This window comes from Streptomyces araujoniae, from assembly GCF_050871195.1.
In the GTDB taxonomy this organism is placed as follows: domain Bacteria; phylum Actinomycetota; class Actinomycetes; order Streptomycetales; family Streptomycetaceae; genus Streptomyces; species Streptomyces bacillaris.
In genome coordinates this window covers 1,272,582-1,288,382 of sequence record NZ_CP194070.1, presented here as the reverse complement: position 1 = coordinate 1,288,382, position 15,801 = coordinate 1,272,582, and the positions used below count along the sequence as shown (strand labels likewise).

Here is a 15,801-nt window from a genome sequence, read left to right as displayed (position 1 = left end):
ATTCGCTCGCATTCCCTTCCTTCTCCCCGGATGCGAGTGCTCACACAGGACGGGGGTCGTGTGCACGCATCGACGCAGCAGCGAGCGGCGGACCATCGGCCGTACTTCTTTCTGAGCTACGCGCACACTCCGGGGGTCGCCAGCGGAACGGACCCCGATATGTGGGTCGAACGGCTTTTCCGCGACCTCTGCGGCCATGTGATGGCCATGACCGACCTTCCCGCCGGGGCCTCCGCCGGCTTCATGGACCGCGAGATACGCTCCGGCGAGGGCTGGTCGGAACGGCTCGGTGAAGTCCTCGCCACCTGCCGGGTGTTCGTGCCGCTCTTCTCCCCGCGCTACTTCGCCAGCGAGATGTGCGGCAAGGAGTGGCACGCCTTCGAGCAGCGGGCCATCCACCACCGGGCCCGCTCCAACCAGCCCGCCGAAGCGATCGTCCCGGCGCTATGGGTGCCGGTCCCGCCCAGCCAACTCCCGGGCTCAGCCGAGCGGTTACAGTTCAACCACCGCGACTTCGGGGAACGGTACGTCACCGACGGCCTCTACGGTCTGATCAAACTCAGGCTCTTCGCCCAGGAGTACGAACGGGCCGTCTACGAACTGGCCAAACGCATCGTCCGCGTCGCCGACACCGTCCGCATCGACACCGGCAGACCCGTCGACTACCGCCTCGCCCCCAGTGCCTTCGGCTCCCCGAGCAGCGGGGTCGGCGCCCCCCGCCCGATGCGGATCACCATCGCCGCCCCCACCCGCCACGACCTGCCCGACGGGCGCGACAGCCAGTATTACGGCGACCACCCGCAGGACTGGAACCCCTACCACCCGGCCGCCGCCCGCCCTCTGGCCTATGTCGCCGAGGAACTGGTCCGCTCGCTCAACTACCAGGCCCAGATCACCTCGTTCGACGAGGAGTCCGGCCGCCCCGAGGGCAAGACGCCGCCCAGCACCCCCGAGATCCTGCTCGTCGACCGCTGGGCCCTCCAGGACGAGGACCGCAGACGCCGGCTCGCCGCCTTCGACGCGGAGGACCGGCCCTGGGTGACCATGGTCGTGCCGTGGAGCCGCGAGGACCACCAGAGCCGGGCGGCGGAGGCCGAACTGACCCGGAGACTGGAAGCGACCATGCCGGCCAAGATGCGCCACGGACGGGCCTTCTGCCGGGCCGCCGCCCGGGGCGTGCCGACGATGGAGGCGTTCGGCCAGCTCCTGCCCCAGGTCGTCGAGGTCGCCGCCCAGCAGTATCTGCGGCACGCCACGGCCTACCCGCCGGGCCCCGGAGGCGGCGGCCACGGCGAACGGACCCGGCTCACCGGCCCCATGGGCCACACCAGCTTCACCCCCGACCCGCACGACCCTGCGACGGAAGCGGAGGACCTATGAGTGCCGGTCGTGACGGGCGCATCGTCACCTTCTACTCGTACAAGGGCGGCACCGGGCGCACCATGGCCCTGGCCAACACCGCCTGGATCCTCGCCGCCAACGGCAAGCGGGTGCTCGCCGTCGACTGGGACCTGGAGGCGCCCGGACTCCACCGGTTCTTCCACCCCTTCCTCGAACCCGCCACCCTCGGCGCCACCACCGGCGTGATCGACCTGATCACCGAGTACGCCTGGGCCGCGACCAGCCCCGCCCAGCGCGCCGACGACTGGCACCGCGACTACGCCCGCATCCAGCCGCACGCCGTCTCCCTCACCCCGGAGGTGCTGGGCTGGGAGTTCCCCAAGGGCGGCACGCTCGACTTCGTCTCCGCCGGACGGCAGAACCGCGAGTACTCCGCCACCGTCTCCACCTTCGACTGGGACAACTTCTACGACCGGCTCGGCGGCGGCCACTTCTTCGACGCGCTGCGCGAGGACATGAAGACCCACTACGACTACGTCCTCATCGACAGCCGGACCGGCCTCAGCGACATCGCGGACATCTGCACCGTCCACCTCCCCGACGTCCTCGTCGACTGCTTCACCCTCAGCGACCAGTCCATCGACGGCGCCGCCTCCGTCGCCCGCCAGATCTCCGAGCGCTACACCGGCCGCCCGATCCGGATCTTCCCCGTCCCGATGCGCATCGACGAGGGCGAGAAGGAGAAGGCGGACGCCGGCCGGGCGCTGGCCCGGCTCAAGTTCGACCGGCTGCCCCGCGACCTGTCCGGCGACGAACTCACCGCCTACTGGGGCGCGGTGGAGATCCCCTACCGCCCCTACTACGCCTACGAGGAGACGCTCGCCACCTTCGGGGACGAGACGGGCCTCACCAACTCCCTGCTCTCCGCCTTCGAACGGCTCACCGCCGTCATCACCGACCGCGAGATCACCTCGATGCCCCCGGTCGGCGAAGAGGTGCGGCTGCGCATCCGGGACGCCTTCACCCGCCGCCGCCCCGCCCTCCCCGCCGACCTCCTCCTCAGCTATGTGGCGGAGAACCGGATGTGGGCGGACTGGATCGAGGCGGTCCTCACCCGGGCCGGCTTCCGGGTCGTCCCGCGCGACGTCTCCGCCGAACGGCCCCCGGAGGAAGGGGCGCTCACCACCGAGACCGCCGCCCGCACCGTGGTGCTCCTCTCCGCCGCCTACCTCAAGTCACAGCGCGCGGTCGACCTGTGGCAGCGGGCCGTCGCCGAGGACCCGGGCGGCGGCCGGCGCCGGCTGCTGCCGCTGCGCGTCGGGGAGGTACGCCTGACCGCCCCGTACATCGACCGCAACCCGGTCGACCTCTTCCGCCTGGACGAGGTGCACGCCACCACGGCCCTGATGCGCGCCCTGGACCGGCCGGTCCAGCTGGTCGACGGGATGACCCCCGGACCGCGCTTCCCCGGCACCGTCCCGAGGATCTGGAACGTACCGCCCCGCAACCCCGGCTTCACCGGCCGCTCCCTCGTCCTGGAGCGGATGCGCGACCAGCTCGGCGGCGGCATGGCCGTGGTCCTGCCCCAGCCCCAGACGCTGTACGGGCTCGGCGGCGTCGGCAAGACCCAGGTCGCCCTGGAGTACGTGCACCGCTTCATGGCCGACTACGACCTCGTCTGGTGGATATCGTCCGAGCAGTCCGACGACGTCGTCGCCTCCCTCGCCGAACTCGCCGTCCGGCTCGGCGCCCAGGGCGGCGAGGACATGGCGGCCGCCTCCCAGGAGGCCGTCGACCTGCTGCGCCGCGGGGTGCCCTCCGACCGCTGGCTGCTGGTCTTCGACAACGCCGACGACCCCGAGACCCTGCGCCGCCGCTTCCCGCAGGGCGGCTCCGGCCACATCCTGGTCACCTCCCGCAACCAGAGCTGGTCCCAGCACGGGGACGCGCTGCCCGTCGACGTCTTCCTCCGCGAGGAGTCCGTCGAACACCTCCAGCGCCGCGCCCCCGGGCTGAGCGACGAGGACGCCGACCAGGTGGCCACCGCCGTCGGCGACCTGCCGCTCGCCGTCGAACAGGCGGCGGCCTGGATCGCGGAGACCGCCACCCCCATCGACACCTACCTCGAACAGCTCGCCCGCCAGGCGCCCCAGGTCCTCGCCCTCAACCAGCCCGCGGGCTACCCGGAACCGGTCGCCGCCACCTGGAACATCTCCATAGCCCGGCTCAAGGAGCGCTCACCGGCCGCGGTGCGCCTCCTCCAGCTCTGCGCCTTCTTCGCCCCCGAACCGATCTCCGCCAACCTGCTCTACAGCAAGGAGATGATCGAGGCGCTGAAGCCGTACGACTCCTCGCTCCAGGAGAAGCTGGTGCTGGGCCGGGTCATCCGGGAGATCGGCCGGTTCGCCCTCGCCAAGGTCGACCAGGTCTCCAACTCCATCCAGGTCCACCGCCTCGTCCAGGCCGTGATCAAGGCCCAGCTCAGCGAGGAGGAGCAGCGCGAGGCCCGCCATGTCGTCCACCGCATCCTGGCCGGCGCCCGGCCCGACGACGACGAGCCGATCGACAACCCGGAGACCTGGCCGCGCTTCGCCACGATCTGGCCGCACCTCGGCCCCTCCGACGCCCGCCACTGCAAGGAGCCCGAGACCCGCAGGCTCCTCATCGACCGGGTCCGCTACCTGTGGAAGCGCGGTGACGTCAGGACCGCGTGGACGCTGGGCGAGGAGCTGCGGCAGACCTGGCTGGAGATGCTGGGCGAGCGCGATCTGCAGTACCTCTACCTCTGCTTCCACCTCTCCAACATCCTGCGCACGCGCGGGCGTTACGTGGAGGCCAAGGAGCTGGACGAGTTCACCCTGCACCGGCAGCGGGAGGTGCTCGGCCCCGAGCACCCGCACACCTACATGACCACCAGCAGCCTGGCGATCGACCTGGGTCTGCTCGGGGACTACGAGCGGGCGATCGAGCTGGCCACCGAGGCCCACGAGGGCTTCGGCCAGATCTTCCACGACTCGCACCCCAGGACCCTGGCCGCCGCCAACAACCTGGCCCTGAACCTGCGGAGCATCGGCCAGTACGCGCGGGCCCGCGAGATCGACCAGGACGTCTACGACCGGCGCACCGAGGTGCTGGGCGCCAAGCACCCGTACTCCCTCTCCTCCGCCATGAATCTCGCCCGCGACCTGCGCGAGGTGGGGCGGTACGAGGACTCCGTGGGGCTGCTCAGCCGCACCTACGAGAGCTTCAAGGAGACGCTCGGCCGCACCTACCCGACGACGCTCAGCGCGGCCAAGAGCCTGGCGGTGTCGCTGCGGCGGGCCGGCCGGCTGGAGGACGCCCGCCGGCTGACGGTCGCCACCCGCGCCCGGTACAAGGCGAAGTACACCTCCGCCAACCCCGACTCGCTGGCCTGCGACCTCAACCTGGCGGCGGACCTGTTCGCCGCGGGGGAGGCGGTGGAGGCGCGGGACACCGCCCAGGAGGTGGTGGACCAGTACATGAAGGTGCCGGGGGAGAAGCACCCGTACACCCTGGCCGCCCAGAACAACCTGGGCGTCTACCTCTCGGGGACCGGGGAGGCGGAGCGGGCGGAGCAGATTCTGACGCTGGTGGTGGCCTCGATGCGGGAGCGGTTCGGCCGGGAGCACCCGAACACGCTCTTCTGCGTCATGAACCTGGCCAACGCCACGGCGGACCGGGGCGACCTCCCGCTGGTCCTGGAGACGGAACAGCGGCTGGCGGTGCAGCTGCGCCAGGCGCTGGGGGCGAACCACCCCGAGACCCTGGCGATGATCTCCAACATGGCGGCGACGCTCGACGCGCTGGGCCGCGAGCAGGAGGCCGTGCGGGTGCGGGTCGAGGTGCTGGGCGAACTCTCCCGGCAGCTCGGGGACGAACACCCGCTGACCCAGATAGCCCGCGACGAACGCCGCTTCCGGCGGGAGCTGGAACCGCTGGCGGTGTGAGGGGTCTTGGGGGTGGTGCCTCCGGTGCACCGGACCGGCCGCCGGGGCACCGGACCGGGGGCTGGGGCAGGGGGCCGGACCGGGGGCTGGGTCCGGCGGCGGGTCCGGCGGCGGGTCCGGTGGTCGGGGGTGCATAGGCCCCCTGCCCCGGTCGCTGCCCCTCCGGTCCGGTCGGCCCGGCTCCTCCCCGTCCGGTCCCTGCCCCTCCCGTCCGGTCAGCCCGGTGCCGGGGCGGGCAGTGGCCGTTCGGGCGGGTGTTCCCGCTCGTCCAGCAGCCAGTTGAGGATGCCGGGCAGGACGGAGAGCGCGTCGAAGTGCGCCGCCGCCGGTTCCAGTACGGCGGTGGCGCCCGGGATCTGCCCGGCCAGCCAGCGGGAGTGGCCGACGGGCGAGAACACGTCCTTCACCCCGTGCCAGAGCAGCACCCGGCCGGTGATCAGGGCCGGGTCGAACCCCCAGGGGCTGCAGAGCGCGATCGCGTCGTCGATCCACCCGTACGCCGAAGTCCGCAGCCCCTCGCTGTAGTTGCGCAGCAGCATGGAGCGGATGCCCGCGTCGTTGACCACCATCCGGTCGGAGTCGGTCAGCTCCCGGCGCAGATCGTCCAGGAGCCGCACCGGGTTCTGCCGGATCTGTGCCGACCGGACGATGAAGGACTCGGTGAAGGAGTCCGGGTCGCTGGCGGCCGTGGAGTACGCGCGCACGTTGGACGCGGCCATCCCGTCGAACCAGTCGAGCCCGGCCGCACCCCAGGGGGCCAGCGTCACCAGGGCGGCGGTCCGGGTCACCCGCTCGGGCAGCAGCGCCGCGCAGGCCAGCGCGTGCGGGGCCCCGCCGGACCGGCCGACCACGGCGAACCGCTCCAGCCCGAGCGAGTCCGCGATGGCCCGGACGTCCTCGACGACATCGGCGACCCGGCGGCCCGCCTGCCGGTCGCTGCCGCCGTATCCGGGCCGGTCGTAGGTGATGAGCTGGGTACGGCGCTGATAGAGGACCATGCCCCGGGGAGCGGGTCCGAGCCGGCTGCCCGGGGTCCCGTGGAGCAGGAACACCGGTCTGCCCCCGGGGTCCCCCAACCGCTCCACCATCAGATGCCGCCCGTCCGCCGCGCGCACCCGACCGCGCACCCGCGCCTCCTCAGCTCGGTCCCCCGGCGTCTGCCGCTTTTCGATGATGACCCATCAGGGCGCCCACCGGCACTCCCCGTCGGGATCTCATCACCGTCCCGTCGGGGTCCTGCCGACGGTCTGCCGGCGCCCGGTCGGCCCTCCGCAGGGGCGAATACCGGACAGGACTAGTCCTCACCCAGGGGCCGCCACCGGTTGCACCGGGTGTTCGCGAACGGAACCGACATGGCGTGACCCGAGGTAAGTGAACATGGCGCGGGCAAAGCGTCGGTGCCGTGTGCACGTCCGGAAGTCGACCTTGTGTGCTCCTGGTCCCCTCGGAATAGTGGGCGACCCATCCTCCGTGTTCGGGCACCCCACATGCTCCGTGCACGGCCCCACAGGAGGTCGAAATTGAAGCATCGACGCATATCCAGGAAGCGCACGACGGTCGCAGGGTCGGCCGTGGTGGCCCTGGTCGTAGCGGGTTTCACGTTCCAGTCTGCGAACGCCAGTGACGACGTGCCCCAGTTCACGGTCAAGACGCTCAGCGCGGACGCGGCCGGAAAGCTCGCCACCACACTCGACCGGGACCTGGGCGCGGACGCGGCCGGCTCGTACTACGACAGCGCGGCCAAGGCCCTCGTCGTGAACGTCGTCGACGAGGCCGCCGCCGAGCAGGTCCGTCAGGCGGGCGGCAAGGCCAAGGTCGTGGAGCACTCCCTCGCCGAGCTGAAGTCGGCCCGGCAGACCCTCACCGACAAGGCGACGATCCCGGGCACCTCCTGGGCCGTCGACCCGGTCAGCAACAAGGTCCTGGTCACCGCCGACCGCACGGTCGACGGCGCGGCCTGGAAGAAGCTCTCGGCCGTGGTCGAGGGGCTCGGCGGCAAGGCCGAACTGAACAAGACCGAGGGCGAGTTCAAGCCGCTCATCGCGGGTGGCGACGCGATCTACGGCTCCGGCTCCCGCTGCTCGCTCGGCTTCAACGTGGTCAAGGACGGCGAGCCGTACTTCCTCACCGCCGGCCACTGCACCGAGTCGGTCGCCAGCTGGTCCGACAGCCAGGGCGGCCAGGCGATCGGCACCACCGAGGGCTCCAGCTTCCCGGAGAACGACTACGGCCTGGTCAAGTACACCTCGGACATCGCGCACCCGAGCGAGGTCAACCTCTACGACGGCTCCACCCAGCAGATCACCGGGGCGGGGGACGCGACGGTCGGCCAGGCGGTCGTCCGCAGCGGCTCCACCACCCAGGTGCACGACGGCGAGGTCACCGCGCTGGACGCCACCGTCAACTACGGCAACGGAGACATCGTCAACGGCCTCATCCAGACGACGGTCTGCGCCGAGCCGGGCGACAGCGGCGGCGCGCTCTTCGCGGGCAGCACCGCGCTCGGTCTGACCTCGGGCGGCAGCGGCGACTGCTCCTCGGGCGGCACGACCTTCTTCCAGCCGGTTCCCGAGGCGCTCGCCGCCTACGGGGCCGAGATCGGCTGACGCAACACCGCGCTGACGCAGCACCGTACCGACGTACGGCTCCGTACCGACGTACGACCCCGTGTCGACGCGCGACCCCGTACCGACGTACGAGACCCCGTGCCGACGTGCGGAGGAGAGGCCCCCGGTCCCTGCCGGGGCCTCTCCCGTGTGTCCGTCGCGTCCGCACCGGGGCCGGGTGCGGGTCAGGCGGCCTTCGCCAGGTGGGCGGCCTCGGCGGTGGCCGGGGCGACACCGAAGGCGCGTACCGCCTGGTAGTAGGTCCAGGCCGTGCTGTTGCAGGAGGTCCGCTTGGCACCGGAGTAGGCGGCGCACACCCGCTTGAGGTCCTCGTAGAAGGCGGAGTCGAGCCGGGCCTTGTTGGCGGAGAACGTGCCTGCGGCCTTGTAGTTCCGGTAGCCGAAGTCGTGGCGGGCGCAGGAGGTCTGGAAGGGGAAGCCGAAGGGGTTGTCGGGGGAGCTGCTGCAGTAGTCGGTCGACCAGTCGAAGCCGTACGCGGACCAGGCGCCCTGATTGCTGCGGGCGGCCTTCCAGGCGTTGTGGCTGGCGGCGCTCGTCTGGGTCCAGGAGCTGAGCACCTGCGGCTTGTCGGCGGGGGCGGCCGACGCCGTGGTGGTGCTGATCAGGGTGAGCGGGAGCGACAGGGCGACCGCGGCGAGCGGGGCCATGAGACGACGACGCATGAGCGACCTCCGTGGGGGTGGAAGGAGTGGTCCCGGCCGTGCTCCTCGTCGGGTGGACGAGGCCGCTCCAGAATGTCGTCATGCACCTGTCATTCCTACCCCCTGTGTCGATCCGACCTCAAGAATTGGGCTGTACGTCACCTGGTCCGGGCCGCCCGGAAGGCGTGCGCACCGGTTATCGTACGAATGTTCGAAGCTGGTCTATGGTGGAGAGCAGGGGGTGGTGAGTGACGGAACGGTCGGAATGGTCCAGGAGGTGCGGATGTCCGGTTTCACGCACCTGCATACCGCCTCGGGATTCTCCCTGCGGTACGGGGCCTCGCACCCCGAGCGGCTCGTCGAGCGTGCCGCCGGGCAGGGGGCGGGCGCGCTCGCGCTGACCGACCGCGACACCCTCGCGGGAGCGATCCGCTTCGCCAAGGCCTGCATGGGCGCCGAGGGCGGGACCGAAGCGGGAGAAGGGGGCGGCGGGGTCCGGCCGATCTTCGGGGTGGACCTCGCGGTGGCGTCGTACGGGGAGGGGGCTCGCCGGACGGTGCGCCTGCGCACCCCTGCGCGCGGGGGTGCCTTTGTCGATGAATCCGCACCCCGGGTCACCTTCCTCGCTCGCGACGGCGCCCACGCCTGGGCCGAGCTGTGCCGACTGGTGACCTCGGCCCATGCGCGGGGCGCCCGGGGAGCGGGGAGTGCCGGGGGCGTCGGTGAGGCCGGTGGTCCGCTCGACGGATCCGGCCCCCTCTCCGTCGCCGCTCCGCCTGCCGTCGGTTCGTCTGTCGCCGGTCAGCCCGTCGCCGGTCAGCCCGTCATCGGTCCGCCCGTCGTCGGCCGGGCCGCGTTGCCCGCCGACGGGCTGATCGTGCTGCTCGGACCCGCCTCCGAGGTGGGCCGGGCGCTCGCCGCGGGCCGTCCCGACCGGGCCGCCGCGCTCCTCGCGCCCTGGCGTGAGCTGTACGGCGACGCCCTGCGCCTCGAAGCCGTCGACCACGGGCGCCCGGGCGCCGGGCCCGGGTCGCCGCGGCTGGCCGCCCGTACCCTCGGCTTCGCCGCCGAACAGGGCGTACGGGCCGTGCTGACCAACGCCGTCCGGTACGCCGACCCGGGGCAGGGTCCCATCGCGGACATCCTCGACTCCGCCCGCAGGCTCGTCCCCCTCGACCCGCGCCGCTCACCCCTGGACACCGGGGAGCGCTGGCTGAAGGGCGAGGGCGCCATGCGGGAGACCGCCGAGCGGATCGCCTCCGCCGCCGGGCTCGGCCGGGGCGCGGCGGCCCGGCTGCTGGCGGAGACCCGGGAGACCGCCGAGGCCTGCCGGGTCGACCCCGTCACCGACATCGGGCTGGACGGCATCCACTTCCCCGAGCCCCGCCTGGTCGGCGCCGACCGGCGTACCGCCCAGCGGGTGCTCACCTCCCGGGCCGCCGCCGGAATGGTGCTGCGCGGCTACGACCGCGACCGCGCGTACTGGGACCGGATGCACGAGGAGCTGGACGTCATCGCCCACCGGGGCGTTGCCTCGTACTTCCTGACGGTCGCTCAAGTCGTCGACGATGTGCGGGAGATGGGCATCCGGGTCGCCGCGCGCGGCTCGGGGGCGGGCTCCCTGGTCAACCATCTCCTCGGTATCGCCCACGCCGACCCCGTCGAGCACGGGCTGCTCATGGAGCGCTTCCTCTCCAAGCGCCGCATGGTCCTGCCCGACATCGACATCGACGTGGAGTCGGCCCGCCGGCTCGACGTCTACCGCCGGATCATCGAACGCTTCGGCCCCGAACGCGTCGCCACCGTCGCCATGCCCGAGACCTACCGGGTGCGCCACGCGATCCGCGACGTCGGGGCCGCGCTCTCCATGGACCCGGCCGAGACCGACCGGCTCGCCAAGGCGTTCCCGCACATCCGGGCCCGTGATGCGCGCGCCGCGATGGAGGAGCTGCCCGAGCTGAAGCAGGTGGCGCGGGACCAGGAGAAGTACGGGCGCCTCTGGGAGCTGGTGGAGGGGCTCGACGCGCTGCCGCGCGGGATCGCCATGCACCCGTGCGGGGTGCTGCTCTCGGACGCCGGGCTCATGGGCCGTACGCCGGTGGTGCCGACCAGCGGTGACGGCTTCCCGATGTCCCAGTTCGACAAGGAGGACGTGGAGGACCTCGGGCTGCTCAAACTCGATGTGCTGGGCGTACGGATGCAGTCCGCGATGGCGCACGCCGTCGCCGAGGTGAAACGGACCTCGGGCGCGGAGGTGGACCTGGACGCCGTACCGCAGGGCGACCCGGAGACGTACCGGCTGATCCGCTCCGCCGAGACGCTGGGCTGCTTCCAGATCGAGTCGCCCGGCCAGCGCGACCTGGTCGCCAGGCTCCAGCCCGCCACCTTCCACGACCTGGTCGTCGACATCTCGCTGTTCCGGCCGGGGCCGGTCGCCGCCGACATGGTGCGGCCGTTCATCGAGGCCCGGCACGGCCGCGCGCCGGTCCGCTACCCCCACCGTGACCTGGAGGAAGCGCTGAAAGGCACCTACGGCGTGGTCGTCTTCCACGAACAGGTCATCGAGATGATCCACATCATGACCGGCTGCGGCCGGGGCGAGGCCGACCGGGTGCGGCGCGGTCTCTCGCACCCGGAGTCGCGGGACCGGATCAGGGAGTGGTTCCCGCTGCGCGCGGCGGCCCGGGGGTACGACGCCGAGGTGATCGCCCGCACCTGGAAGATCATCGAGGCGTTCGGCAGCTACGGCTTCGCCAAGGCGCACGCCGTCGCGTTCGCCGTACCGACCTACCAGTCGGCCTGGCTCAAGGCGCACCATCCGGCCGCCTTCTACGCCGGTCTGCTCACGCACGATCCCGGGATGTACCCGAAGCGGCTGCTGCTCGCGGACGCCCGGCGGCGCGGGGTGCCGGTGCTGCCGCTGGACGTGAACCGGTCGGCGGTCGCTCATAGAATCGAACTGGTGTCTGATGATGAGGAACTGGGGCAGGCCCGGGACCGGAAGGGGGCGTGGGGACTGCGGCTCGCGCTCTCGGACGTCCACGGCATCAGCGAGGCCGAGGCGGCCCGGATCGAGGAGGGGCAGCCGTACACTTCGCTGCTCGACTTCTGGCGGCGCGCCCGGCCGGGCCGCCCGGTGGCCGAACGGCTGGCGCAGGTGGGCGCGTTGGACGCCTTCGGCGCCAACCGCCGCGATCTGCTGCTGCACCTCTCCGAACTCCACCGGGCCCACCGGGGCTCCGGTTCCGCAGCCCCCGGCGGGCAGCTCCCGCTGGACGACGGAGACCGTACGGGCTCGCTCGGACTGCCCGACCTCAACGAGGCGGAGCGGCTGAGCGCCGAACTCGGGGTGCTGAGCATGGACGTCTCGCGTCATCTGATGGGGGACCACCAGGCTTTCCTGGACGAGCTGGGAGTGGTCTCGGCCAAGCGGCTGCGCGAGGCCCGGCACGGCGAGACCGTCCTGGTCGCCGGGGCGAAGGTGGCCACCCAGACGCCCCCCATGCGCTCCGGCCGCCGGGTCGTCTTCACCACCCTGGACGACGGCTCCGGCCTGGCCGACCTGGCGTTCTTCGAGGACAGCCACGCCGCCTGCGCCCACACCGTCTTCCACTCCTGGCTGCTGCTGGTGCGCGGAGTGGTGCAGCGGCGCGGCGCGCGCAGTCTGAGCGTGGTGGGCCGGGTGGCCTGGAACCTCGCCGAACTGGCCGAACTCCGGCGCACCGGAGGGCTGGACGCGGTCGCGGCCCGACTGGCGGAGGGCGGGCCGGAGGCAGCCGCCGAGGAGGCGGAGCCCGGGACGGGGCGTCGTATACGGATGGAGACCGGTTACGAGATGAACCCCTGGGCCGACCTCCAGCCGCCCGGCGAGGGAACGCCCACCGGAAGGAAGTTGTGGCACCGGTCGCAGGGGAGCGCGGGATGACGGAGGATCCGGCGGGAGTTCTGTGCCTACGGTTCCGCAGGACCGCCGGCGGTCCTCCCGGCAGCGCCGCCTACACCGAACTGCTGTCCCTGCTGGGCGCGTTCACCCCGGTGGTGGAGGCTGCCCCGCCCGACGGGGCGCTGGCCGACGTGGGCGGCGCGCTCCGCTACTTCGGGCGGGACGTGGAGGACCTGGCCTCGCTGATCCGGGTCCGGGCGCTCGCCCTGCACGGGGTGGACTGCGCGGTCGGGGCGGGGCCCAACCCCATGGTGGCCCGCATGGCCGCCCGGCGGGCCGCGCCCGGGACCACCTTCGTGGTGGCCCGGGGCGCGGAGGCGGCGTTCCTCGCCCCGCTCCCGGCCGCCGCCCTGGACGGCGTCGGCACGTCCATGGCCCGCACTCTGTGCGGTTACGGGCTCGACTCCGTCGGCCGGATCGCCGCCGCACCCCTGGCCACGCTCCAGCGCATCACTGGCGTACGGACCGGGCGTGAGCTGTGGGAACGGGCGCGGGGCATCGACCGCACCCGGGTCGTCCCGAACGCCGCAGCCCGCTCGTTCGCCGCCGAACGCTCCTTCCCGCACGACGAGTTGGCTCCCGAGCAGCACCGCCGCGCCCTCCTCTCGCTCACCGAGGAACTGGGGGCGCGGCTGCGGGGCGAGGGGCAGGTGTGCCGGTCGCTGGCCCTCTCGGTGCGGTACGCGGACCGGACCGGCTACGCCACCCTCACCCGGAGCCGCACGCTGGGGGAGCCGACGGCGCACTCGGCCGCGCTCACGGCCCTCGCCTACCGGATCCACGAGTCCTTCGGTTTCCAGCGGGCCCGGGTGCGGGGGATCGCGCTGCGCGCGGAGGGGCTGGCCGACGCCGCCCGCGCCTCCCGTCAGCTCACCTTCGACCCGGCGGACGAGCGGTCGCACCGGATCGAGGAGGTGGCGGACCGGCTGCGGGAGAGGTTCGGCCCCGGCGCGGTGAAGCCGGCGGGACTGGCGGCCTGAACGGCGGGGTTGACGGACGGGGGGTGCTCCGGCGCCCGGCGGGGAGAGCCGAGCGCCCGCTCCTCGCCCTGCATCGAGACCGAGCCACTTTTTACCGACGCGTAACTTCCCACCGAACCTTACTCGTGCGTAATTTGGCATGAGCACATAAAGCTTGTGGTCCGGGCCACAGGGCGCACCGCCATCGCACCTCCCTTGAGCCGCAAGGAGACCACTCGATGCTGCCCTGGTTCCGTGCTGCGCGCGTCCCCCGCACGCGCAGCGTCTTCGCCGCCTTCCTCCTGGCCGTCACCCTGCTGGTCGCCCCCACGGCGACCGCGACCGCGGCGAGCCCCACCGCCGCGACGGCCACCTCACGTGGCTGGAACGACTACTCCTGCAAGCCCTCCGCCGCCCATCCCCGCCCCGTCGTCCTGGTCCACGGAACCTTCGGGAACTCGGTCGACAACTGGCTGGGTCTCGCCCCCTACCTGGTCAACCGGGGCTACTGCGTCTTCTCCCTCGACTACGGCCAGCTCCCCGGCGTGCCGTTCTTCCACGGCCTGGGACCTGTCGACAAGTCCGCCGAGCAGCTCAGCGTCTTCGTCGACAAGGTGCTGGCCGCCACCGGAGCCCCGAAGACCGACATCGTCGGCCACTCCCAGGGCGGCATGATGCCCAACTACTACCTGAAGTTCCTCGGCGGCGCGGCCAAGGTCAACGCCCTGATCGGGATCGCCCCGAGCAACCACGGCACCACGCTGCTCGGCCTCACCAACCTGTTGCCGTACTTCCCCGGCGTGGAGAAGTTCATCAACGACAAGACCCCCGCCCTCGCCGACCAGGTCGTGGGCTCGCCCTTCATCACCAAGCTCACGGCGGGCGGCGACACCGTGCCCGGCGTCCGCTACACGGTCATCGCCACCAAGTACGACCAGGTGGTGACCCCGTACCGCACGCAGTACCTGAACGGCCCCAACGTGCGCAACGTCCTGCTCCAGGACCTGTGCCCGCTGGACCTGTCCGAGCACCTGGCCATCGCCACCGTCTCCCGGATCGCCTTCCACGAGGTGAACAACGCCCTGGACCCGGCCCGCGCCACGCCGACGACCTGCGCCTCGGTGGTCGGCTGACGCACACAGGCCGAGGCCGTCGTCCGGTGGGGCGGACAACGGCCTCGGCCGGTTCATGGCCGCCTCACCCCGGACGCCCGGGGCGGCAGCGCCTCAGCGGGTCAACGGCCGTGACGGCCACCGGAGGCGGTGGCCCGGCGGCGCTGCGAGGCGAAGAGCACGCCCGCGCCGACGGCGAGCACGGCGGCCCCGCCCACCGCGAGGTAGGTGCTGCTGCTCGACCCTCCGGTCTCGGCCAGCACGTCGCCCTGCCCGACGGCGTTGGCCTGCGGCGCGTTACCTTCGGCTTCGGTCTTCTCCCCGGGGGCCGGAGCGGCGACATTGACCTTGGCGCCGGTGCCGGCGTCGTCGTCGCCGTGCCCGTTGTGCTCGACGGAGGACTTCTCGGCACCCTTGGTGATGTCGTCCTCGGAAGGCGCGGCGGGCGCGGAGGGCGCGGGCGCAGGAGCGGGAGCGCCACCGTCGGTCTTGGGCGCCTCACCCGCAGGCTTCTCCTCCGTCGGTGCCTCGCCACCACCGGCACCGCCCGACCCGCCACCGAAGACCACGTCGGAGCAGGCGTAGAAGGCCTCGGGGGAGTCGGAGCGCTGCCACACGGTGTAGATCAGCTGCCGCCCCGCCCGGTCCGGGATGTTCCCCTCGAAGACGTACGAACCGTCCACCAGCTTCGGGTCGGTGACCTCGGCGAACGGCTTCGCCTCCAGGTCCGACCAGGCCAGCGGCTTCGTCGGGTCGTACCCCGCCTTGGTCATGTACAGCTCGAAGGACCCCCTGTGCGGGGCGGTGGCCCGGAACTTGAAGGTGTGGTTGCCCGCCTTCACGGGGGAGGCCGGCCAGTCGGCGCGCGGCAGGTCGAGCCCGCGGAACTTGTCGTTGGCCGCGCTGCACAGCTTGCCGTCCGGGATCAACTCCCGGTGCTTACCGGCCGCGTTGGCGATGTTCACCCCGTTCCAGTCGTACAGCGCCTGCGTGCCCCCCGCCGCCACCGCCGCTTTGCACGCCGCCGACACCGGGCTCTCCGGCCCCTCCGCGAAGCACGCCGACACCCGGCTCACCGGGTCCGTCAGCGAACCGTGCGCGAGCGCCGGGGCAGCGGCGAGTCCGGCCAGCGCGAACGGTGCGAAACCGAGGGCGACGATCCCGGCGGCCTTGCGACGAGCGGTCATGGAGGGTTCTCCTTCACAGCGGC

Annotated in this window: 9 protein-coding genes; 6 read left to right on the top strand and 3 right to left on the bottom strand. The window is 72.3% G+C overall.

The annotated features are described in order from the left end of the window. Window positions 1–30: 30 nt before the first annotated feature. The gene (fsxC, locus tag ACQ9ZG_RS05400) at window positions 31–1,380 is read left to right on the top strand and encodes an FxsC protein (RefSeq protein WP_181398273.1); all 1,350 of its coding nucleotides are present in this window, start codon (window positions 31–33) and stop codon (window positions 1,378–1,380) included. After that, the gene (gene fxsT / locus ACQ9ZG_RS05395) at window positions 1,377–5,309 is read left to right on the top strand and encodes an FxSxx-COOH system tetratricopeptide repeat protein (protein WP_109915974.1); all 3,933 of its coding nucleotides are present in this window, start codon (window positions 1,377–1,379) and stop codon (window positions 5,307–5,309) included. Before fsxC ends, fxsT begins: the two co-directional genes overlap by 4 nt. A gap of 215 nt (window positions 5,310–5,524) precedes the next feature. Here fxsT and ACQ9ZG_RS05390 read toward each other — a convergent pair whose 3' ends face one another. Beyond that, window positions 5,525–6,436, bottom strand: coding sequence for an alpha/beta fold hydrolase (locus ACQ9ZG_RS05390; RefSeq protein WP_028419913.1), 912 nt, complete (start codon window positions 6,434–6,436; stop codon window positions 5,525–5,527). A 393-nt stretch (window positions 6,437–6,829) separates the two neighbouring features. On the opposite strand from ACQ9ZG_RS05390, the gene ACQ9ZG_RS05385 reads away from it, so the two are divergent. Then, a complete protein-coding gene (locus ACQ9ZG_RS05385; RefSeq protein ID WP_028419914.1) occupies window positions 6,830–7,915 on the top strand; it encodes a S1 family peptidase in 1,086 nt (361 codons plus the stop codon). A 185-nt stretch (window positions 7,916–8,100) separates the two neighbouring features. Here ACQ9ZG_RS05385 and ACQ9ZG_RS05380 read toward each other — a convergent pair whose 3' ends face one another. Further along, window positions 8,101–8,598, bottom strand: a complete 498-nt coding sequence (locus ACQ9ZG_RS05380) for a phospholipase (protein WP_026237517.1) — start codon at window positions 8,596–8,598, stop codon at window positions 8,101–8,103. Between the two features lie 262 nt (window positions 8,599–8,860). Here ACQ9ZG_RS05380 and ACQ9ZG_RS05375 point away from each other — a divergent pair, with 262 nt between their 5' ends. The 3 genes from ACQ9ZG_RS05375 to ACQ9ZG_RS05365 all read left to right on the top strand — a co-directional run bounded on the left by ACQ9ZG_RS05375 (window position 8,861) and on the right by ACQ9ZG_RS05365 (window position 14,612). Then, window positions 8,861–12,502 (top strand): DNA polymerase III subunit alpha, encoded by a 3,642-nt coding sequence (locus ACQ9ZG_RS05375; protein WP_499280017.1) that lies wholly within the window; start codon window positions 8,861–8,863, stop codon window positions 12,500–12,502. Further along, window positions 12,499–13,500 (top strand): DNA polymerase Y family protein, encoded by a 1,002-nt coding sequence (locus ACQ9ZG_RS05370; protein ID WP_028419917.1) that lies wholly within the window; start codon window positions 12,499–12,501, stop codon window positions 13,498–13,500. Before ACQ9ZG_RS05375 ends, ACQ9ZG_RS05370 begins: the two co-directional genes overlap by 4 nt. Before the next feature lie 218 nt (window positions 13,501–13,718). Continuing rightward, a complete protein-coding gene (locus ACQ9ZG_RS05365) occupies window positions 13,719–14,612 on the top strand; it encodes an esterase/lipase family protein (RefSeq protein WP_028419918.1) in 894 nt (297 codons plus the stop codon). Window positions 14,613–14,713: 101 nt separating this feature from the next. Here the strand turns inward: ACQ9ZG_RS05365 and ACQ9ZG_RS05360 are convergent, their stop codons facing one another. Continuing rightward, a complete protein-coding gene (locus tag ACQ9ZG_RS05360) occupies window positions 14,714–15,778 on the bottom strand; it encodes a lytic polysaccharide monooxygenase (RefSeq protein WP_415738621.1) in 1,065 nt (354 codons plus the stop codon). Between the last annotated feature and the right edge of the window lie 23 nt (window positions 15,779–15,801).

Excerpts from the sequence above, each read along its gene's own strand:
- ACQ9ZG_RS05370 (WP_028419917.1), top strand. The coding sequence starts at position 12,499 with ATGACGGAGGATCCGGCGGGAGTTCTGTGCCTACGGTTCCGCAGGACC.
- fsxC (WP_181398273.1), top strand. The coding sequence starts at position 31 with ATGCGAGTGCTCACACAGGACGGGGGTCGTGTGCACGCATCGACGCAG.
- ACQ9ZG_RS05360 (WP_415738621.1), bottom strand. The coding sequence starts at position 15,778 with ATGACCGCTCGTCGCAAGGCCGCCGGGATCGTCGCCCTCGGTTTCGCA.
- fxsT (WP_109915974.1), top strand. The coding sequence starts at position 1,377 with ATGAGTGCCGGTCGTGACGGGCGCATCGTCACCTTCTACTCGTACAAG.
- ACQ9ZG_RS05380 (WP_026237517.1), bottom strand. The coding sequence starts at position 8,598 with ATGCGTCGTCGTCTCATGGCCCCGCTCGCCGCGGTCGCCCTGTCGCTC.
- ACQ9ZG_RS05365 (WP_028419918.1), top strand. The coding sequence starts at position 13,719 with ATGCTGCCCTGGTTCCGTGCTGCGCGCGTCCCCCGCACGCGCAGCGTC.
- ACQ9ZG_RS05375 (WP_499280017.1), top strand. The coding sequence starts at position 8,861 with ATGTCCGGTTTCACGCACCTGCATACCGCCTCGGGATTCTCCCTGCGG.